At 62.7% G+C, this 24,733-nt stretch carries 22 protein-coding genes; 7 read left to right on the top strand and 15 right to left on the bottom strand.

From position 1 onward, the window contains the following. Positions 1-89: 89 nt before the first annotated feature. Positions 90-329, bottom strand: coding sequence for a DUF3203 family protein (locus NPS58_RS27370; RefSeq protein ID WP_274118335.1), 240 nt, complete (start codon positions 327-329; stop codon positions 90-92). Positions 330-468: 139 nt separating this feature from the next. Between NPS58_RS27370 and NPS58_RS27365 the strand changes: the two genes are divergently transcribed. Beyond that, complete coding sequence (locus NPS58_RS27365) at positions 469-1,005, top strand: MgtC/SapB family protein (RefSeq protein ID WP_274118334.1); 537 nt, start codon at positions 469-471, stop codon at positions 1,003-1,005. A gap of 535 nt (positions 1,006-1,540) precedes the next feature. Here the strand turns inward: NPS58_RS27365 and NPS58_RS27360 are convergent. The 3 genes from NPS58_RS27360 to NPS58_RS27350 form a co-directional block, all read right to left on the bottom strand. Further along, the gene (locus NPS58_RS27360) at positions 1,541-2,440 is read right to left on the bottom strand and encodes a hydroxymethylglutaryl-CoA lyase (protein WP_274118333.1); all 900 of its coding nucleotides are present in this window, start codon (positions 2,438-2,440) and stop codon (positions 1,541-1,543) included. Between the two features lie 18 nt (positions 2,441-2,458). Next, positions 2,459-2,860 carry a MerR family transcriptional regulator gene (locus tag NPS58_RS27355; RefSeq protein ID WP_274118332.1) on the bottom strand — a complete coding sequence of 134 codons (402 nt, stop codon included), beginning with the start codon at positions 2,858-2,860 and terminating at the stop codon, positions 2,459-2,461. A 170-nt stretch (positions 2,861-3,030) separates the two neighbouring features. Beyond that, on the bottom strand, positions 3,031-3,954 hold the full coding sequence (locus NPS58_RS27350) for a LysR family transcriptional regulator (RefSeq protein ID WP_274118331.1): 924 nt from the start codon (positions 3,952-3,954) through the stop codon (positions 3,031-3,033). A gap of 138 nt (positions 3,955-4,092) precedes the next feature. Here NPS58_RS27350 and NPS58_RS27345 point away from each other — a divergent pair, with 138 nt between their 5' ends. Further along, the gene (locus NPS58_RS27345; RefSeq protein ID WP_274118330.1) at positions 4,093-5,322 is read left to right on the top strand and encodes an acyl-CoA dehydrogenase; all 1,230 of its coding nucleotides are present in this window, start codon (positions 4,093-4,095) and stop codon (positions 5,320-5,322) included. Between the two features lie 41 nt (positions 5,323-5,363). Here NPS58_RS27345 and NPS58_RS27340 read toward each other — a convergent pair whose 3' ends face one another. The 3 genes from NPS58_RS27340 to xthA all read right to left on the bottom strand — a co-directional run bounded on the left by NPS58_RS27340 (position 5,364) and on the right by xthA (position 8,791). Continuing rightward, the gene (locus tag NPS58_RS27340) at positions 5,364-6,371 is read right to left on the bottom strand and encodes a TerC family protein (protein ID WP_274118329.1); all 1,008 of its coding nucleotides are present in this window, start codon (positions 6,369-6,371) and stop codon (positions 5,364-5,366) included. A gap of 174 nt (positions 6,372-6,545) precedes the next feature. Then, positions 6,546-7,856, bottom strand: coding sequence for a phosphate ABC transporter substrate-binding/OmpA family protein (locus tag NPS58_RS27335; protein ID WP_274118328.1), 1,311 nt, complete (start codon positions 7,854-7,856; stop codon positions 6,546-6,548). A gap of 122 nt (positions 7,857-7,978) precedes the next feature. Next, positions 7,979-8,791 (bottom strand): exodeoxyribonuclease III, encoded by an 813-nt coding sequence (xthA, locus tag NPS58_RS27330; protein ID WP_274118327.1) that lies wholly within the window; start codon positions 8,789-8,791, stop codon positions 7,979-7,981. Between the two features lie 161 nt (positions 8,792-8,952). Between xthA and NPS58_RS27325 the strand changes: the two genes are divergently transcribed. From NPS58_RS27325 to NPS58_RS27315, 3 genes are read left to right on the top strand one after another with little or no spacing between them, the layout of a single operon-like run. Next, entirely contained in the window at positions 8,953-9,612 is a 660-nt protein-coding gene (locus NPS58_RS27325) for a GNAT family N-acetyltransferase (protein ID WP_274118326.1), read from the top strand. Positions 9,613-9,669: 57 nt separating this feature from the next. Beyond that, a complete protein-coding gene (locus NPS58_RS27320; protein ID WP_274118325.1) occupies positions 9,670-11,412 on the top strand; it encodes an autotransporter assembly complex protein TamA in 1,743 nt (580 codons plus the stop codon). Further along, positions 11,409-15,083, top strand: coding sequence for a translocation/assembly module TamB domain-containing protein (locus NPS58_RS27315; RefSeq protein WP_274118324.1), 3,675 nt, complete (start codon positions 11,409-11,411; stop codon positions 15,081-15,083). The genes NPS58_RS27320 and NPS58_RS27315 overlap by 4 nt, the downstream gene beginning before the upstream one ends. A 9-nt stretch (positions 15,084-15,092) precedes the next feature. Here the strand turns inward: NPS58_RS27315 and NPS58_RS27310 are convergent, their stop codons facing one another. The 4 genes from NPS58_RS27310 to NPS58_RS27295 form a co-directional block, all read right to left on the bottom strand. Then, positions 15,093-15,659, bottom strand: coding sequence for a DUF2589 domain-containing protein (locus tag NPS58_RS27310; protein WP_274118323.1), 567 nt, complete (start codon positions 15,657-15,659; stop codon positions 15,093-15,095). Positions 15,660-15,748: 89 nt separating this feature from the next. Beyond that, positions 15,749-16,408: a DUF2589 domain-containing protein gene (locus NPS58_RS27305; protein WP_274118322.1), complete on the bottom strand. Its 660-nt coding sequence runs from the start codon at positions 16,406-16,408 to the stop codon at positions 15,749-15,751. A gap of 61 nt (positions 16,409-16,469) precedes the next feature. Further along, a complete protein-coding gene (locus tag NPS58_RS27300; protein WP_274118321.1) occupies positions 16,470-16,865 on the bottom strand; it encodes a Mor transcription activator family protein in 396 nt (131 codons plus the stop codon). Positions 16,866-17,085: 220 nt separating this feature from the next. Beyond that, positions 17,086-17,544 (bottom strand): hypothetical protein, encoded by a 459-nt coding sequence (locus NPS58_RS27295; RefSeq protein ID WP_274118320.1) that lies wholly within the window; start codon positions 17,542-17,544, stop codon positions 17,086-17,088. Positions 17,545-17,689: 145 nt separating this feature from the next. Between NPS58_RS27295 and NPS58_RS27290 the strand changes: the two genes are divergently transcribed. After that, positions 17,690-17,878 carry a hypothetical protein gene (locus NPS58_RS27290; protein ID WP_028944224.1) on the top strand — a complete coding sequence of 63 codons (189 nt, stop codon included), beginning with the start codon at positions 17,690-17,692 and terminating at the stop codon, positions 17,876-17,878. A 36-nt stretch (positions 17,879-17,914) separates the two neighbouring features. Here the strand turns inward: NPS58_RS27290 and NPS58_RS27285 are convergent, their stop codons facing one another. Beyond that, positions 17,915-18,301 carry a fe2+ zn2+ uptake regulation protein gene (locus NPS58_RS27285; RefSeq protein WP_274118319.1) on the bottom strand — a complete coding sequence of 129 codons (387 nt, stop codon included), beginning with the start codon at positions 18,299-18,301 and terminating at the stop codon, positions 17,915-17,917. A gap of 213 nt (positions 18,302-18,514) precedes the next feature. Then, the gene (yegQ, locus tag NPS58_RS27280; protein ID WP_425313165.1) at positions 18,515-19,861 is read right to left on the bottom strand and encodes a tRNA 5-hydroxyuridine modification protein YegQ; all 1,347 of its coding nucleotides are present in this window, start codon (positions 19,859-19,861) and stop codon (positions 18,515-18,517) included. A 119-nt stretch (positions 19,862-19,980) separates the two neighbouring features. On the opposite strand from yegQ, the gene NPS58_RS27275 reads away from it, so the two are divergent. Beyond that, positions 19,981-21,045 (top strand): AI-2E family transporter, encoded by a 1,065-nt coding sequence (locus tag NPS58_RS27275; protein WP_274118317.1) that lies wholly within the window; start codon positions 19,981-19,983, stop codon positions 21,043-21,045. Here the strand turns inward: NPS58_RS27275 and NPS58_RS27270 are convergent. Together NPS58_RS27270 and nuoN are read right to left on the bottom strand one after the other, a co-directional pair. Then, positions 21,042-23,108, bottom strand: a complete 2,067-nt coding sequence (locus tag NPS58_RS27270) for a TonB-dependent receptor family protein (protein WP_274118316.1) — start codon at positions 23,106-23,108, stop codon at positions 21,042-21,044. The genes NPS58_RS27275 and NPS58_RS27270 overlap by 4 nt on opposite strands. Positions 23,109-23,257: 149 nt before the next feature. Further along, the gene (nuoN, locus tag NPS58_RS27265; protein ID WP_274118315.1) at positions 23,258-24,727 is read right to left on the bottom strand and encodes an NADH-quinone oxidoreductase subunit NuoN; all 1,470 of its coding nucleotides are present in this window, start codon (positions 24,725-24,727) and stop codon (positions 23,258-23,260) included. Positions 24,728-24,733: the final 6 nt, after the last annotated feature.

Here is a 24,733-nt window from a genome sequence, read left to right as displayed (position 1 = left end):
GAGCACTATGGCGTCCCATCTGTTTGCATAACAGGCTCAGGTATTTCTATAAAAACCGTATCAGATTTACCGCCAGAACCCTGCAGGCCTCAGATTACCGAGCCTGGCTCGGTGGTCTTGAGATGCCTGCGACCATCCACCGCACCTGCTACAGTCAGGGCGTCAGCTTCAGCTTCGGTGATCGGAACGCGCTCGCCGCCCAGCTCGGCCACCGACATGCGCAGCTGTTCATCGGTCAGCACCGTCACATCGGCGGCAGCGCCCTGGATGTGCAGGTCGTCGCCGATCAGGGTGCAACGTTGGTTGGTTGGATCGATTTCAATGGGCATGCTCGCATCCTCCACACGTGGGGCTTACTGGGTGTGACCCTGGCATTGGGCAGGTTGCTGTGGTGAACCGATCAGCGGTCGGCGCATTTTTGGGCTGGCGCAGGGTCCACCTTGAAACAGTCCTTTCGCGGAGCACGTCATGGACGCCTGGTGGCATCAAGTCTGGGTAACGCTGGTAGCCGAATTCGCCGACATCAATGATGCCAAGCAACTGACGCAGGTAACGGTGCGCATGCTGATGGCGGCCCTGCTCGGCGGCATCCTGGGCTTTGAGCGTGAGCTCAAGGGCAAGGCGGCCGGAGTGCGCACGCACATGCTGGTGGCGATGGGCGCGGCCTTGTTCGTGCTGGTGCCGCGCATGGCCGGGGTCGACGATGCGGCGTTGAGCCGGGTGATCCAGGGCATCGTGGCGGGCATCGGCTTCCTGGGCGCCGGCACCATTCTCAAAGGGCACCACCAGACGCTCAGCCACGTCAAAGGGCTGACCACGGCGGCGGGCTTGTGGATGACGGCTGCCATCGGTGTGGCGGCGGGCATGGGGCGCGAGGCGACGGCGGTAATCAGTACCCTGCTGGCATTGCTGGTGCTGGGCTTGATGCCCTGGGTGGTGAACCGCTTCGAGAAAGACGACGAGGATGACGAGGAGGGCGAAAACGAGGAGGGCGGGAAGCACTGAGGGGAGCCGAAGCTCCCCTCAAAGATTGTTGCGTGCTCTTTTTTTGTTATTGGAGGGCGGTCTATTGTTGTTTTTGGCAACCGTTGCCTCTTGAAACGGGCGATCCCCATCCGGGATCAAGAGCAAACGTATTTTTTTGAGCGCTGATCTACTTTCATCATTGCTGATCCAACCGTGACCATCGCTACCTTGGGGTAGTTTTATTGTTTTGTGTCAGGTTGCGGGGCACGCCCCGGGAAAGCACATCCTCTCCAAAAAAATCTGTTAGCTGCGTCTCTGCCGTGTTGTTCTTGTTATGTCAGAGTCGTTACGTCTTATTTTTATTGGTGTGTCACAGTTTTTATTGTTCTTGTACCAAAGATATAGCAGATGCCGTGCCAACTTTTTAAAACCTAATTAAATCAATGGTTTAGTGTTTTTGGCAGGAAAGGTAGGCGAGAGGATTTGTCGATTTGTTTCCGTGTTACCCGGATTTTTGCGGGGCACTGCGGGGGCGGTAACACTCAGACATCCCATCTGCTGTTACCGCCGCCGTTCAACCCGCGTTACGGGCGCGTGCCACACGCGAGCCGTTGGCCCGGCCCAGCACCGTGCTGATGCGCTGGCCGGCGAGGATCAGTTGCTCGAGGTCGATACCGGTCTCGATACCCAGGCCCTGGAGCATGTACAGCACATCCTCGCTGGCCACATTGCCGCTGGCGCCCTTGGCATAAGGGCAGCCGCCAAGGCCCGCGACCGAGCTGTCGAACACCTGGATACCTTCAAGCAGGCTGGCATAGACGTTGGCTAGGGCCTGGCCGTAGGTGTCGTGGAAGTGCCCGGCCAATTGCGCGCGCGGTACATGGGCGGCGACCACCTCGAACAGGCGGCGGGTAGCGCCTGGAGTGCCGGTGCCGATGGTGTCGCCCAGCGACACTTCATAGCAGCCCATCTCGAACAGCTCGCGGGCCACTGGCGCGACCTGCTCGGCGCTCACCGCGCCTTCATAGGGGCAGCCCAGCACGCAGGACACATAACCGCGTACCTGCACACCCTGCTCGCGAGCGGCCTCCATGATCGGGACGAAGCGCTGCAAGCTTTCGCTGATCGAACAGTTGATATTGCGTTGCGAGAACGCCTCGGAGGCCGCGGCGAACACGGCCACTTCCTTGACCCCGGCCGCCAGGGCATCTTCGAAGCCGCGCAGGTTGGGCGCAAGGGCCGCATAGGTGACGCCAGGCTTTTGCAGGATCTGGGCGAACACCTCGGCGGAGCCGCCCATCTGCGGGACCCACTTGGGCGAGACGAAACTGCCCACTTCTATATAGGAGAGGCCGGCCGCAGTCAGGTCATCGACCAGCCGGACCTTGTCCGCCACGCTGATGGGCTGGGCTTCGTTCTGCAGGCCGTCGCGCGGGCCGACTTCGACCAGGCGGACTTTTTCAGGCAATGACATGGCGCGGTTCCTCAGGGCTCAATGGCTGTTTTTCTGGTTGTTCAGGGTGGTGGCCAGCGCTTGTTCGCAGCGCTCTTCGGCGGTGTCCAGCTCCAGCTGCATCTGCTGGATGTCGAGCAGTTGCTGTTCGAGCTGGGCGCGACGCTCGGCAATCTTGGCCAGCATGCTGTGCAGCTGTTTTAGATTGCCGCTGGTAGGGTCGTAGAGTTCAATCAGCTCGCGGCACTCGGCCAACGAGAAGCCGATGCGCTTGCCGCGCAGGATCAGCTTGAGGCTGACCTTGTCGCGTGCCGAGTACACACGCTCGAGCCCACGACGCTCGGGGGAGAGCAAGCCCTGTTCCTCATAGAAGCGGATGGCGCGGGTGGTGATGTCCAGCTCGCGGGACAGGTCGGAGATGCTGTAGGTCTGGCTGCTCATTGCTTGGCTCGGAAGAGGGGCATGGAGCTAAGCTAATTGCAGGTTTACGTATACGTCAAGCAAGGATTCACGGGCTGTGGGCTCATTCACCGTAGGGGCGTGTTCGCGCCGTGATCCAGGCGACAGTTGATGTGCGGGCTGTACTGGCCTCTCGCGGGGCAAGCCCGCTCCTACGCTTCGGCTCGCTCATCCTGGGCTACCACTGCCTGGCACAGTTCGATGATCTGCTCGCGCATCCAGCGGTTTGCCGGGTCCTGGTCGGTGCTTTCGTGCCAGTACAGGTGGGTTTCCAGCGGCGGCACGTCATTGACCGGCAGGCTCAGGTAGTTGAGCTGGTGCCGGCGGGCAAAGCGCTCGGGCACGGTCATGACCATGTCGGTCTGCTGCAGCACCTGGGAAGCCATCAGGTAATGCTGCGAACGCAGGGCGATCTTGCGCTGCACACCCATCTTGCCCAGCGCCAGGTCGACATAGCCCAGGCCGTTGCGCCGACTGGAAATGTGGATGTGGGTCAGGCCCAGGTAGTCATCCAGGCTGAGCTTGTCCTTGGCCATCGGGTGACCCTGGCGCAGGGCGCACACGTACTGGTCCTGCATCAACTTTACGTGGCGTACCTGTGGGTCGGTGTTCAGCGGTGCGTCGACGGCAAAGTCCAGGCGTCCGGCGGCCAGTTCCTTGGTGGTTTCGCGCCGCTTGCACAGGAAGCTTTCGATGATCACCGCTGGGGCCAGGCGGCGCAGGCGCTGGAACAGCGGCGGCAGGATCACCGCCTCGGTGAGGTCGGTCATGCTGATACGAAAGGTCTTGTTGGCTTGGAGGGGGTTGAAGATGCGGCTCTCTTGCACCGACACGCGCAGCAGCGACAGGGCATTGCGTACCGGGCCGATGATGTTCTGCGCCATGGGCGTGGGCACCATGCCTTGGGCGGTGCGCACGAACAGCGGGTCGTTGAAGGTCTCGCGCAGTCGCGCCAGGGCGTTGGACACCGCCGGCTGGGTAATGCCGACGATCTGTCCGGCGCGGGTCAGGTTGGCTTCGGTGTAGATGGCATCGAAGACGATGAACAGATTCAGGTCGACCTTGCTCAGGTTCATGGGCGCCGCTCTTGTTGAAGTTATGGGTAGATCATATATCGGTTATGAATGTTTATACACGCCGAGAATAGACTAGGTGGATTGTGCTGGCTGATCTAGTCTCTTCATCAGTTCCCCTTTCCACTGAAGGTATTGCCCATGGATTTCGCCTATTCACCCAAGGTCCAGGCGCTGCGCGAACGTGTCACGGCGTTCATGGATGCTTACGTCTATCCCGCTGAAGCGGTGTTCGAGCGTCAGGTCGCCGAGGGTGATCGCTGGCAACCGACCGCGATCATGGAAGAGCTCAAGAGCAAGGCCAAGGCCGAAGGCCTGTGGAACCTGTTTCTGCCCGAGTCGGAGCTGGGTGCGGGGCTGACTAACCTGGAGTACGCGCCCCTTGCCGAAATCATGGGCCGTTCGCTGCTGGGGCCCGAGCCGTTCAACTGCTCGGCGCCGGATACCGGCAACATGGAAGTGCTGGTGCGCTATGGCAGCGAGGAACACAAGCGCCAGTGGCTGGAGCCGCTGTTGCGCGGCGAGATCCGTTCGGCCTTCGCCATGACCGAGCCGGACGTGGCGTCGTCCGATGCCACCAACATGGCGGCCCGGGCGGTGCGTGATGGCGATGAGTGGGTCATCAACGGTCGCAAGTGGTGGACCTCCGGGGCATGCGATCCGCGCTGCAAGATCATTATCTTCATGGGCTTGAGCAACCCGGATGCACCGCGTCACCAGCAGCATTCGATGATTCTGGTGCCCACCGATACTGCGGGGGTGAAAATCGTCCGGCCGCTGCCGGTGTTCGGTTACGACGATGCCCCGCACGGCCATGCCGAAGTGCTGTTCGAAAATGTCCGGGTGCCTTACGAAAACGTACTGCTGGGCGAGGGGCGCGGCTTCGAGATCGCCCAGGGGCGCCTTGGCCCTGGCCGAATCCACCACTGCATGCGCTCGATCGGCATGGCCGAGCGGGCCCTGGAGCTGATGTGCAAGCGTTCGGTGGAGCGTACGGCGTTTGGCCGGCCGCTGGCGCGCCTGGGGGGCAATGTCGACAAGATCGCCGACTCGCGCATGGAGATCGACATGGCCCGCCTGCTGACCCTCAAGGCGGCCTACATGATGGATACCGTGGGCAACAAGGTGGCTCGCAGCGAGATCGCCCAGATCAAGGTGGTGGCACCGAACGTGGCCTTGAAGGTGATCGACCGGGCCATCCAGATTCACGGCGGCGCCGGGGTCAGCGGCGATTTCCCACTGGCCTACATGTATGCCATGCAGCGTACCTTGCGCCTCGCCGACGGCCCGGATGAAGTTCACCGGGCGGCCATTGGCAAGTTCGAGATCGGCAAGTACGTGCCCAAGGAGATGCTGCGCAGCGCGCATTGACGAACACCCTGAAAAACCAGGCCCGCTTAGGCGGGCCTGGTTCATTCATGGCTCCCGGATTTGGCTGGATGCGCTGGGCGGTCGCGGGTCTTGAACAATGACAGCACCACGCCACCGGTCAATAGGCCCAGGGTCACGCCCAGCGATAGCAAGGCTGGAACCGGCCCGATCAGTCCGTGGTAGAAAATCTTGCTGCCGATGAAGATCAGCACCAGGGCCAGGGCATATTTGAGATAGACAAAACGGTGTATCAGCGCCGCGAGGGCGAAGTACAGGGCACGCAGGCCAAGGATCGCGAAAATGTTCGAGGTGTAGACGATGAACGGGTCCTGGGTGATGGCGAAGATCGCCGGCACGCTGTCGACGGCGAATACCAGGTCGGCCAGCTCGATCAGCACCAGGGCCAGGAACAGCGGAGTGGCGAACAGCGCGGCCTTGTTTTGCCCGGCAGCCTTGATCCGCACGAAAAAGCGCGGGCCGTGCAGGTCGTCGGTGACGCGCAGGTGGCCGCGCACGAACTTGAGTACCGGGTTGTTGGCCAGGTCCGGGTGGGACTCTTCGCGGGTAAACAGCATCTTCACCCCGGTAAACAGCAGGAAGGCCCCGAACACATAGAGGATCCAGGCGAATTCCTGGACCAGCGCGCTGCCCACGCCAATCATGATGGCGCGCAACACCACCACCCCGAGGATGCCCCAGAACAGGACCCGGTGCTGATAGAGGCGGGGAATGGAGAAGTAGCTGAAGATCATCGCCATGACGAACACGTTGTCCATGGACAACGACTGTTCGACGAGGAAACCGGTGTAGAACTCCAGGGCACGCTGGGCGCCCAACTCGAACCAGACCCAGGCCCCGAACAGTACCCCGACACTGAAGTAGCCGCTGTACAGCAGCAGGCTTTCGCGCATTTCGATGGTGTGGGCCTTGCGGTGCAGAACGCCGAGGTCCAGCACCAGCAGGGTGAGGACGATGCCGATGAATGCCAGCCAGAACCAGGCGCTGGTACCGAGGAAATCGTTGTCGAGAAATGCCTGTAGAGCCGCCATGCGCCCCTCCTTGATTGTCGTCGCTGCCTTGCGGATCAAGGCAGCAGTGACTCCGACATGGCGGCTTGGCAGCCGTCAGAGGGGCCCGGCGTCACATTTAAAAGACTAGCCCCGGTGATGGTTGCAGCCCAATCGAGGCTGTAACAAAAGGTTGCCTACGCAATTCCAGGACACTTAGTACACCCAGACCTCCACTCTCCGATTGCGGATCCGACCTTCTTCAGCCGTGTTGGTCGCCACGGGCAGTTCATCGCCCAGGCCGATGATGTCGCGCAGCTCGACACCGGCCTTGGCCAGTTCCCGGCGCACTGCCATGGCGCGCAGGCGCGAGAGCAGGTCGGCACGCTGCGGATCGCGCTTGGCATCGCCGAACCCCACCAGCACGGCACGCTGGTTCAGCTTGTCGTGCTGGCGCAGAAAATCGACCACCCGCTGCACATCGCGCAGGGCCTTGTTGTCGAGGCTGGCGTTGCCCTCCTGAAAACGAAAGTTCACCGACAGGCGCTGGGCGTTACGCGCCAGGTCCTGGTAACGCGCAGGCATATCGGCAGCCGGTGGTACCGGCAGGGCATGCACCTGTTGGCCGACAAAGCCATTGCCGGTGACGATGGCCTGGCCCTGGGCGCTCTGGGCGAACTCCACCAGCGCCCGGGCCCAGGGCGCAGCGTTCTCGGGGGGCAGGTAGAAGTACAAGCGTCGTGACAACGGGTAGTCTTCGCTGGCCACCAGCGCAGGGCTGGGCAGCATCGGTCGAGAGGCGCCGTCGACAATGGCCAGGACCTTCGCGCCATGCACCGACGCCAGGCTGCTGAAGCCGATGGCCTGGCGATCGGACATCACGGTGTTGGTCAGTTGCTCGCTGGATTCGAAGCGCTGGGCGCTGGCGGCCAACACCTGGTCCTTGGGGGCGAGTACCAGTGCCTTGAAGGTTTCGAAGGTGCCCGAGCGGTCATCCCGGGCATACAGGTGAATCGGCCCGTGGCCCAGGCCCAGGGCATCCCATGTGGTGATGTGCCCGGCAAAAATCCCCGCCAGTTGCTCGGTGGTCACCTGCGGCAATGGGTTGTCGGGGTGGACGATCACGGCGACGCCGTCCAGGCCGATGATCTGCTCGGCGGCGGCGCTGTTCAGATCGCCCAGGGGCTTGAGCGCGTCCAGTTCACTGGTCTTTATCGGCCGCGAGGCGGCGGCCAGGTCTGCCTGGCCAGTCTTGAGTGCGGCGAAGCCGGTGCTGGAGCCGTGGGCGGCGATGTCGATGCGCAGCGGTTGGCCGTGGGTGTCGCGGGCACGGACCTGGACTTCGTTGGGGACTTGGGTCGCGACGATGGAAATGTCGCTGGCGCCTTGTGCGGCCAGCAAACCCTGCACCAGTGCCGGTGCCAGCGTCGCGCCGATGGTGTTGGAACCCTGGATACGCAACAGGGGCGCCGCGTGGGTAGCGAGCGTGAACAGGCACAGCAGAATCAGGCTGAGGTGGCGGAACATGCCGGCAGGCACTCTTCAGACAAAGGATGTGCCGCAGATTAAGACAGTGGGGTGACGGTTGGATGACAGTGAGGTCGCGGTGCAAGCCCGCTCCCACAGGAGCGAGCTTGCACCGCGATGCGTCACGCCAGTTCCAGCCAGATCGGGGCGTGGTCCGACGGTTTTTCCATGCCGCGCAGGTCATAGTCGACGCCCGCGGCCTTGATCCGCGGCAGCAGGCCGTGGGAGGTCAGGATCAGGTCGATGCGCAGTCCGCGCTTGGGCTCGTCTTCAAAGCCGCGGCTGCGGTAGTCGAACCAGCTGAAGCGGTCAGCGACCTCCGGGTGCAGGTGGCGGAAGCTGTCGACCAGGCCCCAGTTCTTCAGGCGGGCCATCCATTCGCGCTCTTCAGGCAAAAAGCTGCATTTGCCTGTCTTCAGCCAGCGCTTGGCGTTGTCGGCGCCGATGCCAATGTCGCAGTCTTCTGGCGAGATGTTCACATCACCCATCACCACCAGGGGCTGGTCGTTCTTGAACTGGCTCTCGAGCAGGGTCTGCAGGTCGCTGTAGAAGCGCTGCTTGGCCGGGAACTTGGTGGGGTGGTCGCGGCTTTCGCCCTGGGGGAAATAGCCGTTCATGATGGTGACCGGCGTGCCGTCGGCATCGGCGAAGGTGCCCCAGATAAAGCGACGCTGGGCCTCTTCTTCGTCACTGGCAAAACCCTTGTGCAGGCTCAGGGGCGCCTGGCGCGAGAGCAGGGCGACACCGTAGTGGCCTTTCTGGCCGTGAAAGTGAACGTGGTAGCCCAGGGCCTGGACGTCGGCCAGCGGGAATTGATCGTCGCTGACCTTGGTTTCCTGCAGGCCGATCACGTCCGGCTGGTGCTTTTCGATCAACGCCGCCAACTGATGGGGCCGGGCGCGCAGGCCATTGATGTTGAACGAGACGATCTTCATGGGAAACACAATCCTGATAAAACCCAGGATGCTAGCCGACATCGGCGCCTGCGGCCAGCGTGGCGCGTCAACCCATAGGCTGCTAACGTGGTGCTCGGGTGAACGTCGGCGCAACGTCCGCCTCAAAGGCAATGAATGCCCATTTGCAGAGGTTTCCCAGCATGTCCGAATCGACTGCCGTCCCGGCCCAGATCCGCCTGCTCGATGGCGGCTACAGCCGCGAGGCGCGTTCTCTGCTGTATCACGCCTATCGTCATGAACCGACGTTCAACTTCCTGTTCGAGGCCCAGCGTCCCGGCTACGACCAGCGCATCCGCGCCACGGTGCGTGAGTTGGTCAAACAGCACTTTCTCCAGGATCTGCCGGCATTGGGGCTGCTGGTGGACGACCGCCTGATCGGGATCGCCCTGATCGCACCACCGCAGCGGCGCCTGGGCATCACCGAAAGCTGGGCCTGGCGCATGCGCATGGTGCTCAGTACCGGCTTTCGCTGCACGCGGCGCTACCTGGATTACCAGGCCGCGCTGATGGCGTGCCTGCCGGGCGACACGGTGCATGTGTTGCCATTGCTGGGGATTCATCCGCAGTTCCAGGGCAAGCATTACGGCGAGCAGTTGCTGCAGGCGGTACATGACTGGTGCGCGGAAGACGAGAACTCCGAAGGCGTGGTACTGGATACCGGCAACCCGCACTACCTGGCGTTCTATCAACGCCAGGGCTATCAGGAGATCGGCGAAATTGCCGTTGGACCTGTCCGCGAGCACGTGTTCTTCCACCCCAACCCCCAGTCCTCCCAACGGGCAGCGGCATTGCCTGTATAGCAGGCAGGAGAGCCTTGGGCTCCATGCAGGCGCCAAGCTCTGGTAGCATCCGCGCCTATGACGTATTCAGGACGATTCACCTGCGGTTTGATGTTATGGATTGCCAGCTTTGCAGTGTGCGCACAAAGCGAGCTGGTGGTTCGGGTCAAACCTGCCAATAACGAACTCAAGGCCAATGTCGAAGGCTATATCGGCAGCCTTGGTAAACGCGATGAAGAGGCGCTGCTGCGCTTCAGCCGCGGCGCTGTCGAGCAGGCGCGCAAGGCGGCCCAGGCACTGGGGTACTATCAGGCGCAAATCGAAAGCGAGGTCAAACCGCCGGCCAAGGCCGACGACAACCCGCAGCTGATCCTGCGCATCGATCCGGGCGAGCCTGTGCACCTGCGTGACGTGACCATCCGCATCGAAGGCCCGGCCAGTGAACTCAAGGCCTTTCGCATCCCCAACAGCAAGGCCCTGCGCTCAGGCGAGGTGCTCAACCATGGCCACTATGAAGATGCCAAGCGCCTGATCCAGAACCAGGCCTCGCGCTACGGTTTTTTCGGTGGCCATTTTGTTCGCCAGCGCCTGGCGGTCGACCCTATGGCGGGGGTGGCCGATATCGAGCTCATTTACCAGAGCGGCCCACGCTATCGCCTGGGCAAGGTCAGTTTTGCCGGCGACACCCCCTTCGATGAAACTCTTCTGCAACGCATGGTGCCGTTCAAGGCCGATACCCCCTACGACTCCGAACTGATCGCCGAACTCAACAACGCCCTGCAGTCGAGCGGCTACTTCGAGGGCGTGCGGGTGGATGCCGCGCCCACCGCGGCGGTGGACCAGAGCATTCCGGTGGCCGTCCAGCTGCAAACCCGAAAGCCCCGGACCATGGGCCTGGGCCTGGGGTTCTCGACCGACGTTGGCCCACGCGGCAAAGCCAACTGGACGCGGCACTGGGTCAACCCGCAAGGCCACAGCTATGGCTGGGAAACCGAACTGTCGGCGCCGCGCCAGAACGTGGGCCTGTTTTATGACATACCGCTTGATCCGCCCCTGACCGACAAACTGCGCTTTGCCGGTGGCTACCAGAACGAGGAAATCGCCGGCACCGATACCTTGAGTAAGCTGCTCACCGTCGGCCCCGAATGGCACAGCAAGCTGCCCAGCGGTTGGCAGCGGGTGCTGTCGCTCAAGTTCCAGCACGAGGAGTATCGCCTGGGTGATGACTCGGGCTTGAGCACGCTGCTGATGCCGGGCGTGAGCTACTCGTACCTGCGCAGTGACAACCGTATCGACCCGCACAATGGCTATCGTCTGCAGTTCGATGTGCAGGCAGCCAAGGAAGGGTTGGTTTCCGATACCAACCTGCTGCATGTCAATGTCGTGCTCAGGGGCCTGACGACGCTGGGCCAGAACCACCGCTTTCTGGGGCGGGTGCAGTTTGGTGGCAGCGCTACCAGCAGCTACCAGAGCTCGATTCCGCCCTCGCTGCGTTTCTTCGCCGGTGGCGACCAGAGCGTACGGGGTTATGACTACCAGAGCCTGTCGCCGAAAAACTCCGACGGCGATCGCATTGGCGGCCGCTACCTGGTAGCCGGCAGTGCCGAGTACCAGTACGCCGTGGCTGAAAAATGGCGGGTGGCGACCTTTGTCGACCAAGGCAACTCATTCAATAACCTGGAGTTCCCCAGCCTCAAGACCGGCGTCGGTATCGGTGTGCGCTGGGTATCTCCTGTCGGGCCGCTGCGTCTGGATCTGGCCCATGCGCTGGATGACGACGGCGGTTTCCGTCTGCACTTCTCCATGGGGCCGGAACTGTGAGTCGCGTTTTCAAACATATCCTCCTTGGCGTGCTGGCACTGGTGCTGCTGGGGGTGATCGCCGTCGGCCTGGTGCTCGGTACGCAGGCGGGCAGCCGCTGGGCACTGGGCCTGGTGCCAGGACTGCAGCTTGAAGCATTTGAGGGTCGCCTCGGCGGTCGGTGGCAAGCCGACCGCGTGGTGTGGGAGCAGGGCGCCGATCGTGTGGATCTGGTGGCGCCGGTGTTCGACTGGACGCCTGCCTGCCTGTTGCGCATGACCCTGTGCATCGAGCGCCTGCAGGCCGACCAGGTCAACCTGGCCTTTGCGCCCTCCGAGCCAGCACCCGACAGCGGTCCACTGCAATTGCCTGCCCTCAAGTTGCCCCTGGCGATCGAACTGGGAGAGGTCCGTATCGGCCACCTGCGCCTGGACGGCAATGAGCAGTTGAGCCAACTGCAGTTGGCGGCGCACTGGACCGTCGACGGACTCAAGATCGACAGCCTGCAGTTGCAGCGCGAAGACCTGCACCTGAGCCTGCAAGGACTGCTGACGCCGGAAGGCGACTGGCCGCTGCAGGCGCAGGGCCTATTGCAACTACCCAAGGTCGATGGGCGCGACTGGCAGCTGGCCTTGCAGGTTGAGGGTGAACTGCAAAAGACCCTCAAGCTTACGGCTCGGAGCAGTGGTTACCTCGATGCCCGGCTGAGCGGTGAACTGCAGGCCCTGGCCGAGCATCTGCCCGCCCGCGTGCAGATCAAGGCCGATGCCTTCAAGCCCGGCGCCGATCTGCCAGATACCCTGCAACTGACCAACCTCGACCTCAGTGCCAAGGGCGACCTGCAGCGCGGGTATCTACTGCTCGGCACGGCCAGCCTGCCAGCCGAGCAAGGCCCGGTGGGGCTGAACCTGCAAGGCAAGGTCGATGCCAAGGGGGCCCAACTCGGTGCCCTGGACCTGACCGCAAGCGCCGAGCAGTACCTCAAGCTTACCGCCAGCGCCGATTGGCAGCAGGGCATGAGCGCCAAGGCTACCGTCGATTGGCTGGATTTTCCGTGGCTGCGGTTGTATCCACTGGAGCAAGCTCCCCAAGTGACCTTGCGCCGCTTCAATGGCCAGGTGCAGTATCGCGATGGCAACTATCAGGGCCAGTTCAATGGCGACCTGGATGGGCCGGCGGGTGCCTTCAGCCTGAGCAGTCCCTTCAAGGGCGACCTTGGACAGATCGCCTTGCCACAACTGGCCCTCGCTGCCGGGCAAGGCAAGCTGGCCGGCAGCGTCAGCGTGCAGTTCGCCGATGCTGTGGCCTGGGATGCCGCCCTCGAACTCTCGGCATTGAACCCGGCCTACTGGCTGGCCGAGCTGCCGGGTACACTGGCGGGCCCGTTGCGCAGCAAAGGGCAAATGAAAAACGGCGAGCTCAGCCTCGATGCCGACCTCGACCTCAAGGGACGCCTGCGCGGCCAACCCGCGGTACTCAAGGCCGTGGCCACCGGTGCCGGCAAGACCTGGACCCTGGGGACGCTCGATATCCGCCTGGGCGACAACCACATCAACGGCAGCGGCAGCCTGCAGCAGCGCCTGGCCGGCCAGGTCGACCTCGACCTGCCACGCCTGGGCCAGCTCTGGCCGCAACTGCAAGGCCAGCTCAAGGGCAAGCTGGACGTCGCGGGTACCCTGGAGGCGCCTCAGGGCACGTTGACCTTGCAAGGCCAGCAACTGGCCCAGGCCGATAACCACGTACAGCGCCTGACGCTCGACGCTCGACTCGACAGCGCACAACGGGCGGTGATCGACCTGCAGGCCAGCGGCATTCGCCTGGGCGACACCCCGCTTGGCAAGCTCACCGTCAATGGCCGTGGCGATATCCGCCAGCAGCAGCTGGAGCTGGCCCTGGATGGGCCGCAGCTCAAACTCGACCTGGGTGCCGATGGGGTGCTGGACAAGGGCAACTGGCGGGGCCGCCTGGCCACTGGCCAGGTTCAGGCGGGCGGTCAGGACTGGCGCTTGCAGGCACCGGCAAAACTGCAGCGCCTGGCCAGCGGGCAACTGGACTTCGGTGCCCATTGCTGGCGCTCGGGGCAGGCCAGCCTGTGCGGTGAAGACCAACGCCTGGCCCCGGAGCCGCGCCTGCGTTATCACCTCAAGCAGTTCCCGCTGCAGAGCCTGGCCCAATGGTTGCCCAAGGATTTTGCCTGGCAGGGACAGCTGAATGCCGACATCAACCTGGACCTGCCGGCCAGTGGCCCCAAGGGAACACTGGTGGTGGATGCCAGCGGCGGGACATTGAAGCTGCGAGAGAAAGGCCAATGGCTCGACTTCCCTTACCAGACCTTGCGCCTGGAAAGCACCCTGGCGCCACGCCGTGTCGACACCCGCCTGGATTTTCGCGGCCAGCGCCTGGGCGAACTGGCCCTGGTGACGCGGCTTGACCCGGTAGCCCGCAACAAGCCGTTGACCGGCACCTTCCGCCTGAGCGGCCTGGACCTGGCCATTGCCCGGCCGTTCGCCCCCATGGTCGAACGCCTGGCCGGCCAGCTCAACGGCAGTGGCCAGCTGTCGGGTACTTTGCTTGGGCCACAAGTCAATGGCAGCTTGAACCTGAGCGGGGGCGAAGTCAGCGGTGCGGAACTGCCGATCAGCCTGGAAGACCTGAACATCCAGGCCTTGATTGCCGGCGAGCAGGTGCAGCTCAATGGCGCCTGGAAAAGCGGGGAAGCAGGTGAGGGGAGCTTGCGCGGACAGATTGGCTGGGCCCAGGCCCTGGCGGTCGACCTGCAGCTGCAGGGCCAGCGCCTGCCGGTCAACGTCGAACCCTATGCCGCGCTGGAGATTGCCCCAAACCTCAAGATCAGCGTGCAGGGCGACAAGCTGGCAGTGACAGGCAAAGTGCTGGTGCCCAAGGGCAAGATCACCGTGCGCGAGTTGCCGCCTTCGACGGTCAAGGTCTCCGATGACACGGTGATCGTGGGCCACCAGACCGAACAGGGCAAGCCACCGATGGCGGTCGCGATGGACATCGATGTCGAAGTCGGCCAGGACAAGCTGTCGTTCTCGGGCTTTGGCCTGACGGCCAACCTGCTGGGGCATGTGCATATTGGCGACAACCTCGACACCCGCGGTGAACTGAGCCTGGCCGATGGTCGCTATCGTGCCTATGGCCAACGCTTGACCATTCGCCGCGCGCGACTGTTGTTCGCCGGGCCGATCGACCAGCCCTACCTGGATATCGAAGCCATTCGCCAGACCGATGACGTGATCGCCGGTATTCGCCTGAGCGGCAGCGCCGAGCAACCGACCACCCAGGTGTTCTCCGAGCCGGCCATGAGCCAGGAGCAGGCTCTGTCGTACCTGGTACTGGGGCGCCCCCTGGGCACCACCGGCGAGGACAACAACATGCTGGCCGAAGCCGCGCTGGGCTTGGGCCTGGCCGGCAGCGCCGGGATCACCGGCAGCCTGGCCTCAAGCCTGGGCATCGAAGACTTCCAGCTCGACACCCAGGGCAGTGGTACCAGCACCAGCGTAGTGGCGAGTGGCAACCTGACCGAGCGCTTGAGCTTGCGTTATGGGGTCGGGGTTTTCGAGCCGGTCAACACGGTTGCCTTGCGATACAAGCTGAGCAAGAAGGTCTACCTGGAAGCGGCCAGCGGCGTGGCAAGTTCGCTGGATATCTTCTACAAGCGGGATTTCTGACACGAAGCGCTAGCGCACGGTCGCCGCTTCGATGAACTCGTTGCTGTCGGCGGTGCCTGGCGCAGGTTCAGGCTCAGGCATGCGCCGGGGCGAGATCAGGTGGGTGTACTCTTCGATGAGCCGGTTGAGTGCTTCCGGGGGCTCGCAGGCCTGGAACTGCATGCGGATCTGCACTTCGTCGGGGTCTCGCCCCTCGCCACAGCGCTTGCTCTGCCCGCCCAGGGTCACGAAGAAACGCTCGTGATTCAGGCCTGGCGCCGCTTCGGCATTGTCGGTGTTGAGGATCTTGACCGACAGATCGACCTGCATGCGTTCCAGGGCCAGCCCCCGGGGCGATACCAGGGCAATCAAGGGTATTTGCATCCGGTGCTGCTCATCCATGGCCACTTCGACCATCTTGGCTTTCATCGGCGTGCCCAGCGCCTCGGCGTCGTAATCGAAGAACTGGTCGAACAGCTTGATGTATTGCTGGGCGATCAGCGTATTGGTGGCCGCTGCGGCTTCCTGCAGGCCGCGGGTGATGTCGCACAAGTCGCTGGAAGTGATCGGGACGTTGTTCGATGGGCGATTGTCCATGCGTTCGCGCTCCATGAATACTCAAAGAAAGCCCCTTATGGATAAGGGGCTGGGTGGGTTTCGATCAAGCAAGGCCATTGACTGCTGACTCAAGGGGCCGGGATTGGGAGTGGGGTGTCGGCCTGATCGGGCATCGGCAAGGCATTATCGGCAGGCAACTGACCGGGATTGCTGGGCGCCGTGTTGGGCAGCATCACAGGCTTGGTGGCAGCCTCGGTGAGAAAGTCGATCACCCGCAGCAAGGCTTCCGGCGGGTCCTGGCGGCGGACCTTGGTATTGAACGCATAGCGGGCCCGGGTATCGGTCTTGCGGGTCTGGCTGGATTTGTGGCTGATCTGGCCTTTTACATCCAGCTTGAAAGGCCCCCAGCCGAGCGATGCGCCAAAGCGCGCCGAGCCAGCTGTTTCGCTGGCGCTCTCGGCCTGCTGGCTGATGGTCAGCTCAAACTCGATGCTGCCTTCTTCAATGGCGATGTTCGGATGGGTCACCGCTGCGATCAGCGGGACCTGCATCTTTTTCGATACCGATCCCTGATACACCCCTTGCTCGTTGGTGATGGTCTCGTCGTAGTCGAACTGGATGGACACCGCCTTGCCATTCTGGATGCACACGCCCATGAGGAAGTCGGCGTAGGACTTGCTCGCCGAAGTCTGGGCTTGAATCATTGCCTGCAGCGGGCCGGAAATCATCCGGTCCAGCGGCAGTGCGTTCAACACCGAGCCGATCAAGCTGTTATCGATTGTAGCCATGGGACATTTCCTTATCGTCAATGCACATCAATGTGCGGGTAGGCGTGTTCTGGTCGGCAGGTCAGGTTGCAAGGCTGTGAGTCTGGCCGCCTTCCTGGCGCCGGATGTTGCCGATCTGGCGCAGGCTCAATCCGTATTTGTTGGCCAGTACGCTGCGCGACAGGCCATCGGCGCTTTCGCGCTGGATCTGCTGATTGCGCAACTGGCGAAGAAAATGGTCGACCTTGGGGATCTCCAGCGCCATGCCGGCATATTGCTTGATCAGGGCATCCAGGGCCGCCGGCGGCAGGACCTCGGCCAATGCGGTGCGCTCGCGATGCTTGGGGATGTATTTGGGACGCCCTCCGTAGGCGCAGGTCAGGTTGTAGGCATGCTCGATACCCAGGCATCCGACCAGCATTTGCAGTGAGTGGGGCAGTTGGTGGATGTCGATGCGTTCCAGGTCCTGTAGCTCCATGATGACTTCCTTGTGGAGAGTGATTGGGCATCACCATGTTTGAACATCCGGGCGGGTCGCAACAGGCTGCAAGCGCAGCACGAAGGGTAGGGTTTGTGTATGTGATCTGTAGGTCTAATGGGCTGCTTAAATGGGAAAACGATGCGTCGTTGCGCCAGGGCCCTTGTTCTGCCGTTGGTGTCCGCTGGCGGCGGTGCCCAGGTACGGCAACCCATGAGTGTCAGCACGGGCGCGCCAGCAGCAGGCTGATTTGCCCCAGGTAAGGGGCAGGTCGGGCCAGCGCATGCTCGGGCAATGTGCGCCAGTCGACGAGGACGCACAGGGCGTTCAGAGGGCGCTCGCCCTGGCGGCCGATGGATTGTGATGGGAAGTCGCGGCGATACAGCACTTGGGTCTGGTTGAGGGCGCTGGTTACGCTCGGGTCGCTCAACGTCAGGCGCGCGGCCTCGGGGAGCACGGCCTGGGGCAGGGTGAAGTAGGCACCCGTCGGCTGGCTGTCGAGGTAGCCGGCCAGGCGTGAGCGGTGCCAAAGCTGTTGCCATTGGCTGGCGCCGGCGGTCTCGGCCAATTGTTTGCCTAGGGCATGGTGTTGTTCAGGTGAGAGTGTAGTGGTGGGTATGGCCTGGGCATTGATACAGGCCAGCAGGGCGAAGCTGCTGAGCAGTCGGCAGGTGAGCATGGTGATCGTCCGTTTGTCCGTGGGAAGGTCGGAACACCATGGTTTCAGCTGCCAGATGGCTGCAAAAGAAGGAAATTGTCCGGCTGCGTTGTATGATGCGCACGGCCCGCCCAGGGCTTTACCCCGATGTCGCAAGGATTAATCAATGACTCAAGGTCAACGCCTGAAATACTCCATTCTGATCTCCCTGTTGGTGCTGGGGATCATGCTCGGCCTGTCCTACCTGCAGAAGCAGGGAACGATCAGTGAGCAAGTGTTCCAGTACATTGCCATTGGTGTGGCCATTGCCGTGGTGGTGGTCAACGGCATCATGCGCCGCAAGGTCAAGCCTTGAGGTAACTTGCGTGGCCGGCGTTCGCCGGCCATTCGCTCAGCGTGGGTTGGTGTGCTCGAGAATGTCGCGAGCCTCGGCATTGAGGCTGTAGCACTTGTCACTGCCCATGCTGATCACGCCTTCGGTGCACAAGCGCTTGAGCACCTCGCGCACACTGAGGAACGACAGCGGGATATCCAGCTGTTCGAGCTGGCTGTGCACACCGCGGACACCGATGCTGCGACCGCTCCTGTCTGCCATGTGCAAGGCATCGATGACCTTGAGGCGGATCAGGCTGGTACGCAGCCCGTACGAGCGAAGCAGCTCGCGAATGTGTTCGTTGCCGGGTCGCTCGGTATCGCCGCCGTCCGCTCTGTTTGCCAACGCTTGTCGCGGTTTGTGCTTGGGTCTGTCGGCGATCACCGACTGCTGCTGGTTGTACATGCGAATACTCCTTTTCGTGGCCAGTCCAGGTCTGTGAAAATTGTTGCCCACACCCTATAAGACGAACGAGTGTCGAAAAACTGCAGTACCTGGTGAAAAAAATTTATCGGGCCACTCAGATAAAGACGTATCGGACCGGTCAACCCCGTAAATTTTCTGGCCGCGCTTCGTCCAACCAGGCTCGCCAGCCGCCCGGGTGTGACTGACAGCAGGCTATCGCAGTGCAGGCCCTCCCTCACTGTGCACCAGCTCCTTGAGTAGCAGGCCAAACGCCAGGTCCACTTGCTCGGGAATCGGCAGATAGACCGTGTGCCCATCCCCCGGCGCCACCTCGACCGCGTCCCCTTGGCGATCACGCAACTGATGCAGGTCGAAGTGATAGTTGCCACGGGGCGTCATCAGTTCCAGGTGATCGCCCACGGTAAAGCGGTTCTTGACGCGCACTTCGGCCAGGCCATCGACGCGCTCGCCGGTCAGCTCGCCAACGAACTGCTGGCGCTCAGACACCGAGTTGCCGCGCTGGTAGTTCTGGTATTCATCATGCACGTGGCGACGCAGGAAGCCTTCGGTATAGCCGCGTTGAGCAAGGGACTCGAGGTTGAGCATCAGGCTGCGGTCGAAGGCACGACCTGCCACGGCATCGTCGATGGCTTGTCGATACACCTGGGTAGTGCGTGCGCAGTAGAAGTGCGACTTGGTCCGGCCCTCGATTTTCAGCGAGTGCACCCCCATGCGGGTCAGGCGCTCGACATGCTGCACGGCACGCAGGTCCTTGGCGTTCATGATGTAGGTGCCATGCTCGTCTTCGAACGCCGGCATGTCTTCATCCGGGCGATTGCTCTCCTGAAGCAGAAAAACCTGCTCGGTCGGTGCACCCACACCCAGGGTCGGTTGTACTTCACGAACGATGTCGCCGCTGGCGTCTTCGCTGGCCGGGGTCGCGCTGTACTTCCAGCGACAGGCATTGGTGCAGCTGCCCTGGTTGGCGTCCCGGCGATTGAGGTAGCCCGAGAGCAGGCAACGACCGGAGTAGGCCATGCACAGGGCGCCGTGGACGAACACTTCCAGCTCCATCTCTGGCACCTGCTGGCGGATCTCCTCGATCTCCTCCAGCGACAACTCCCTCGACAGGATCACCCGGGTCAGTCCCTGGCTGCGCCAGAACTCGACGCTGGCCCAGTTCACCGTATTGGCCTGGACCGACAGGTGAATCGGCATCTGCGGGAAGTGCTGGCGCACCAGCATGATCAGGCCCGGGTCGGACATGATCAGCGCATCGGGGGCCATCTCGATCACCGGTGCCAGGTCTTTGAGGAAGGTCTTGAGCTTGGCGTTGTGCGGGGCGATGTTGACCACCACGTAGAAGCGCTTGCCCTGGGCCTGGGCTTCCTTGATACCCAGCGCGAGGTTGGCGTGATCGAACTCGTTGTTGCGTACACGCAGGCTGTAGCGCGGCTGGCCGGCATACACGGCGTCGGCGCCATAGGCAAAGGCATAGCGCATGTTCTTCAGGGTGCCGGCAGGGGCGAGCAATTCGGGTTTGGCGAGGAGGGTCATGATGGCGTCGGGGTAAAAGGCGCGGATGCTAACGCTATTGCGGCCGGCGACTATTGATCTGCATCAAGGGCACTTTTGCGCAGTGGCTGCGCACTAATGTTGTGAACAGCCAAGGAACGCCCATGAACGAAACCGCCCAGCAGCACAAGGCCCTGCTTCTACTCCTGACCCTGGTGACCATCGCGTTTTTCTGGATTCTGCTGCCGTACTACGGCGCGGTGTTCTGGGCGGTCATCCTCGGGATCCTCTTCGCGCCCATGCAGCGCCGCCTGCTGCTGCGCCTGGGCTGGCGACGCAACCTGGCGGCCGCGGTGACCTTGCTGGCGTGCCTGGTGATGGCCATCTTGCCGGTGATCATCATCAGTACGCTGCTGGTACAGGAAGGCGCGGCGCTGTACCAGAAGATCGAAAGCGGCCAACTGGACATCGCCGGTTACCTCGAACGCTTCCAGCACATGCTGCCGACCTTTGTCCAGAATGGCCTGGAGCGCATGGGCGTCGGGGATTTCGAAGGCTTGCGCGACAAGATCACCAAAGGCGCCATGCAGGGCAGCCAGTTCTTTGCCACTCAGGCCTTCAGCTTCGGCCAGGGCACCTTCGAGTTTCTGGTGAGCTTTGCCGTGATGATGTACCTGCTGTTCTTTTTTCTGCGTGACGGTGCCGAGCTTGCGCGGAAAATCCGCACTGCGGTGCCGTTGGCCGAGCAGCAAAAACGTCGTCTGCAGCTCAAGTTCAATCGGGTGGTCCGTGCCACGGTCAAGGGCAACCTGTTGGTGGCGGTGACCCAAGGCGCATTGGGCGGGATCATTTTCTGGGTGCTCGGCATTCCCAGCCCGCTGGTCTGGGGCGTGCTCATGGCCTTTCTCTCCCTGTTGCCAGCGGTGGGGGCAGGGATCATCTGGGCGCCGGTGGCCGTCTACTTCGTGGCCACCGGGGCGGTGTGGCAAGGGGTGGTGCTGGCCGCCTTCGGGGTGTTCGTGATCGGCCTGGTGGACAACCTGTTGCGGCCGATGCTGGTGGGCAAGGACACCAAGATGCCGGATTACCTGATCCTGATTTCCACCCTGGGGGGGCTTGCGGTGTTCGGCCTCAACGGCTTCGTGATCGGGCCGCTGATCGCCGCGCTGTTCATGTCCAGTTGGGCGATCTTCGTGTCGACCAAACCGCAGGTGCAGTTGCCCAGTTAGCGGAAGCTGTAGGACACCCCGGCATAGACCCCGAAACCTTCCCCGGGAGTCGAGCGGGCAATGTCCTGGCCCCTGTCGTTGAAACCAGGCGTCACCGTGGCGGCGTAACGCTTGTTGGTCAGGTTGCGCAGGTCGAGCCAGGTCTGCCAGTCCTGCTTGGGCGAGTTGTAGCCCAGGGTGGCGCCAAGCAGGGCGTAGGCATCGGTGGGGTAGCTGTTGGCATAGTCGACCTGGACCTTGGAGGCCATCTGGGTGTTGAGCCCGGCATACAGGCCACTGGGCAGGTCGAAGCGCAGTTCGGCCTGGTAGTAGTGCATCGGGATACCCGGCAGCCGGTTGTCGCCGAAGGTATCGTCATCACGGTAGTGGAAGTCGCTGAAGGTGTAGGCCTGGCGCAGCGACAGTCTGCCCACGTCGCCACGGGCCCACAGCAGGCTGTCCAGGCCCGCTTCCACCCCTTGGTGTACTGTGGGGCTGGCATTGAATTCGGCAGCGGGCAGGCCCGGGACGATCTCCACGGCCAGTAGCTCGTGGCGTACATCGGCGTAGTACCAGGCCAGGTCCCAGCGCCCGATTGCCGCGTCACCCCGTGCGCCCAGCTCCAGGGTGGTAGCGGTCTGGTTTTGCATCTCGATCGGTTGGGTCTGCAGGCCGTTGACCGCCGGCGAACTCCAGATCAGCGCCCAGGGGTGTGGCGGCTCTACCGACCGGCTGAGGTTGCCGTACAGCTGCAGGTTGGGGTTCAGGTCGTAGCGCAGCCCCAGGCGCGGTGCATAGTCCCAGTCATGTTGGCTGACCTTGCCGCCGTTTTCCGGGTAGGTGACGGCGCTTTCGCGTCGCGTGTAGATCATGGCAAGGCCGCTGGTCAGCCACAGGTCCGGGATCAGCTCCAGCTCGTTGCCGACGTGCACGACGGTGTCCGAGCCCTGATAGGTAAAATCACGGGTTTTCGCACTGGGTACCCCATTCACCCGCGTGTATTGCGAAGCACCGCTATTGGGCAGGTGTTTGGTGGTGCGCCAGCCGATGGTGGTTTTACTCTCGTGGCCGAACAGGGTGTGACGGCGTTGATAATCCAAGGTACCGCTGACGTCGGTGTAGGCGACCTTCAGTCGCATCGGCCCTTCACGCAGATCCATCGGATAGTCGTGATAGACAAGGCCGGCTTCCAGCTGCGAATCTTCATCGAGATAGAAGGTGGTCTTGTTTCCCAGCCAGGTACTGCCCGGTTGCGGGCGGCTGTCATCGCGTGTCAGGTAGGCCGGGTTGGCCGCCCGCGGATCATGCTTGATCTGCTCTTTGGTCAGGCGTCCGGCCAGGTCGTTCTCGGTTTCCCGGTAACGCAGGTAGAAGCGGGTTTCCAGGTTCGGGTTGAAGCGGTAGCCAACGTTGGCGGCGATGCCCTTGCTGCTGCCGCTGCTGTGCTCCTGATAACCGTCGTACTCGGCATCGGTCAGGGCCACGTAGTAATCCAGGTCGCCCAGTACCTGACCCGAGCTGACCTGGCGCTTGGCATAGCCGCGGCTGCCCAGTTCGTAGCGCACCTGCAACGGCGCAGCGTCATAGCCGGTGTGGGTGATGTAGTCGATGGCGCCACCCAGGGCCAGGGCCCCGCGGTCAAAGCCGTTGGCACCGCGCAGCACTTCGGCGCGGCTCAACCACAGGGGCTCGAACAGTTCGTATGGGGTGCCGCCTGGACCGGTCAGCGGCAAGCCGTCGAACATCGTGTAGACACCGGAGCCGTGGCTGCCGGGTGCGCGGTTGATGCCTGAACCGCGGATCGACAACTTGATGCCGTCGTTGCCTGCCGACTGGGCGAAGACGCCCGGCTGGTAGGCCAGTACATCCTGGTTGGTGGCGACCCGGCCCTGCTCCACGCGCTGCATGTCGACCAGATTGGTAGCACCCGGCACTTGCTGCAGACGCTCACGAGCGTCCTGCAGCTCGCTTTGTTCCTGTTCCTGGATCAGTACCTGGCCAAGTTCGATGCCTTCGCTGGCCTGGGCCGAGGCGGCGCAGGAGATCAGCAAGGCGAGGGAGGAGCGGGGTAGGGTGGGACGCATCGATGGGGTTCCGGGACTGTGAGCGGGTATCTGACGTCGCAATCTTCAGGCAAAGCACAGTCGCCGACTTGTACCGGCCTCATTGCCGGCAACGACAGGTAAAAACAAAACACCCCGCCGAGGCGGGGTGTTTGGTGTAGCGTCGCTGATCAACCGATCAGTTGCAAGCCTGCATGTTGGACCATGTCCAGCAACGGCTGCGGGTACACACCCAGCACGAAGGCGAGGATAGCGATTGCCAGCAGCATGACGCCACCGGTGCGCTGTTCCCAGTTCAGCGGAGCATCGTGACGACGCAGGTTAGGCTCGATCAGGTACAGGGTGACCATCACGCGCAGGTAGTAGAACACGCCGATGGCGCTACCGATGACCAGGGCACCGACCAGCCACCACAGCTGCGACTCGACGCCGGTAGCGATGATGTAGAACTTGCCGATGAAGCCTGCGGTCAGCGGAATACCGGCCAGCGACAGCATCATCACGGTCAGGACTGCCGTCAGGTACGGGCGACGCCAGAACAGGCCGCGGTACTCGTACAGCGCATCGGCGTCACGGCCGTTGTACGGCGAGGACATCAGGGTGATCACACCGAAGGCGCCAAGGCTGGTGATCACGTAGGTGACCAGGTACACGCCGATGGCTTCCACGGCCAGGCCCTTGCTCGCCACCAGGGCGATCAGCAGGTAGCCGAAGTGGGCGATGGACGAGTAACCGAGCAGACGCTTGAGGTTGCTCTGGGTCAGCGCCAGCAGGTTACCGATCAGGATCGAAGCAACGGCGATCACCGACAGCACGGTGGTCAGCACGCCGCTGCTGGCAGCAGGGGAGAGCATGAACAGGCGTACGACCACGGCGAACACGGCAACCTTGCTGGCGGTGGCCAGGAAGGCGGCCACCGGTGCCGGAGCACCTTCGTACACGTCCGGCGTCCACAGGTGGAACGGTACCAGCGACAGTTTGAATGCCAGGCCGACCAGCATCATGCCCAGGCCCAACTGGGCCAGCAGGCTTGGCATGTTGGTCGCGGCCAGAGCCTTGCCGATGCCATCGAAGCTCAGGCTGCCGGCATCAGCGTACAGCAGGGCCATGCCGAACAGCAGGAACGCGGAACCTGCGGCCGACAGCACCATGTACTTGATGCCGGCTTCCAGCGAACGCTTGTTGAAGAAGGCGTAGGCCACCAGGCCATAGACCGGTACCGAGAGCAGTTCCAGGCCGATGAACAGGCCAGCCAGGTGCTGCGCGCTGACCAGTACCAGGCCGCCCAGGGCTGCCATGAGGATCAGCAGGTACAGTTCTTCACGGTTGCCCGGGTAGCCTTTGCCGCCGTCGCCGAGGTAGGCATGGGCGAGGGTCACGCAGGCCAGGGTGGCGATCAGGATCAGCGCCATGTACAGGCAGGCGAACTTGTCGATGGTCAGCAGCGGGGTGACCGCCAGTGGAACGACCTTCAATACCGGGATGATCGACAGCAGGGCCAGGTTCAGGCCCACGGTCGACAACAGGAAGGTTTGCGAGTGGTTGCGGCGCCAGGCGATCGCCAGCATCACTACAACAACAGTGATGGTGGTGATCAGCAGCGGCGCAAGCGCGATAAAGTGTTGAATCGTCAGGTCCATAGCGCT

This window comes from Pseudomonas putida (assembly GCF_028682455.1).
Taxonomy (GTDB): Bacteria; Pseudomonadota; Gammaproteobacteria; order Pseudomonadales; family Pseudomonadaceae; genus Aquipseudomonas; species Aquipseudomonas putida_AA.
The sequence above is the reverse complement of the archived record's forward strand: the minus strand, read 5'-3'. Positions and strand labels throughout refer to the sequence as shown.